The 1,784-nt window shown below is 49.3% G+C and carries 2 protein-coding genes and 1 pseudogene; 2 read left to right on the top strand and 1 reads right to left on the bottom strand.

Translation table 11 applies throughout. From position 1 onward, the window contains the following. Window positions 1-184 (top strand): annotated as a pseudogene (locus WBV75_RS03440) (DUF4345 domain-containing protein); the annotation flags it as partial. A 72-nt stretch (window positions 185-256) separates the two neighbouring features. Beyond that, window positions 257-760 (top strand): lipocalin-like domain-containing protein, encoded by a 504-nt coding sequence (locus tag WBV75_RS03445; protein ID WP_424119260.1) that lies wholly within the window; start codon window positions 257-259, stop codon window positions 758-760. Window positions 761-848: 88 nt separating this feature from the next. Here WBV75_RS03445 and WBV75_RS03450 read toward each other — a convergent pair. Beyond that, window positions 849-1,784: alpha-amylase family glycosyl hydrolase (locus WBV75_RS03450; RefSeq protein WP_424119261.1), on the bottom strand; the 936-nt coding region annotated here is incomplete at its 5' end.

Raw genomic sequence — 1,784 nt, forward strand, 5'->3', positions numbered from 1 at the left:
ACCTGTGTATTGGAGAAGCGCTACTATCAGCAACATTTTATTTATGGGGGGTCTGGGGGCAGGGCGGCTGATCAGTTTACTTTTGGACGGTGTTTCCCCTCAGTATACCCTGGGGATGATTCTCGAATTCCTGATGATGGGCTGGGGCATCTACAATTTAAAACACGAAAAGGACCTCACTTAGTTCCCCGGAGTTGTGTATTTTAGGAGTGAGTAGCATGGCGTACGCAGTATGTTAATCCTAAGCCCACCTAAAATGAAATACCTCCTCCCTGTTTTCCTCTTCCTCTTGATTGCCTTCTCCGGATGCACCGAAGAGTCGACCCCAGAAAAGTCAAATCCTTTTGAGGGGCTGTGGCAACTGCAGATTATGGAACAAAAAAATCCGGAAACAGGACTCTGGGGGGAATGGAGGGATGGAATGCAGGGGTATCTCCTTTACGATGCCACGGGTACCATGGCCGTCCACCTGACGATGAAAGGATATCAAGACACAGACTTGCGGTTTCCTAATTTTATAGACACCATTCCAGACGAAGCCCTGAGGCATCTGACCAAGTCTTATGTGTACTTCGCTAAATACACCGTAAATGAGCAGGAAGGGTATGTGGAGCATGCCCGTATCTCCCATTCCAACCCGGGGGACTGGAACAAAGCAGTGAGACGAAAATACACCCTGAAGGGGGATACCCTCATTTTACAACCGTATGAAACTGAAAATGCAGACCTTAAACTTACCTGGGTGCGCAGCGGGGAATAAAGTGGCGACTAAGCAGGAACTAAGGTGTAGTTAACCAATCGGGAAAGCCTGGACTATTAAAGTTTAATCAAAATCGGGAGAGCCTGAACTATTTCAGAATGACCCCGGAATTCGGGCCGAGTACTAACTGATCCCCGCTAAGTTCGACTTTACCCGTGGTAAATAAGAGCGTGGAAGCCGGTTCGCTATCCAGGCGTTGTTCAACTTCCGAAACATTGATCAACACACTTACCTTTTCCTGGAGATAAATACGCTGATATGCGAGTATATCTCCAGCGCTGAATTCTTCGAGCCACTTCAGACTCCCCCATTGCAGGGGTTGGGACTCAGCCCGTATCTCAAGTAATTTTCTGTTCGTGGCCAGAAGGGAATGGGCATCATCCATCTGCTGCTCCACGTTCAAGGTCTCATATCCCGGGCTTACCGGTAACCAGGGTATAGCCGTAGCCTCTGTAAATCCGGCGTTTGCACGGGCCGACCATTGCATAGGGGTCCTGCAGTTGTCCCGGTTAACCACCTGCTCCTTTGCGAAATCAGGTAGCCAGTCAAAGGCCGCCGGCAAAGGATCCAGTGCCTGCTCTCCGGGGATTTTCGCCATGGGCATCCCGATTTCTTCCCCCTGATAGTAAAACGGTACGCCCCTGAGGGTAAGCTGTAAAAGGGCAAGGGCTTTTGCCTTTTGCATATCATTTCCTAAAAGGGAGATACTGCGAATCCGGTCGTGGTTGCTAAAGACATAGGTGGGCGTATAGGGATAGGGGTAAAATGCCTCAATTCGCTGAATTTTATCCCTGAAAAAGTCCGCATTCCACTCCAGGGCGGAGATATCGAAAAGAAACACCAGGTTTAAGCCGTCCTGTTGGTCGCCCAAAAAGTTGCGTAGCGTTTTATGGTCCCCAAACACCTCTCCAACCATGAATCTTGGGGGATCGTAAGTGTCCAATACGGCCCGAAGTTCTTTCGCCAGGGCAAAGTCATCCGGGTGGTTCATGGTGTATTTCTTTTCCTGCCAGAACATTTTGGT

The organism is Robiginitalea sp. (assembly GCF_049588695.1).
GTDB lineage: Bacteria > Bacteroidota > Bacteroidia > Flavobacteriales > Flavobacteriaceae > Robiginitalea.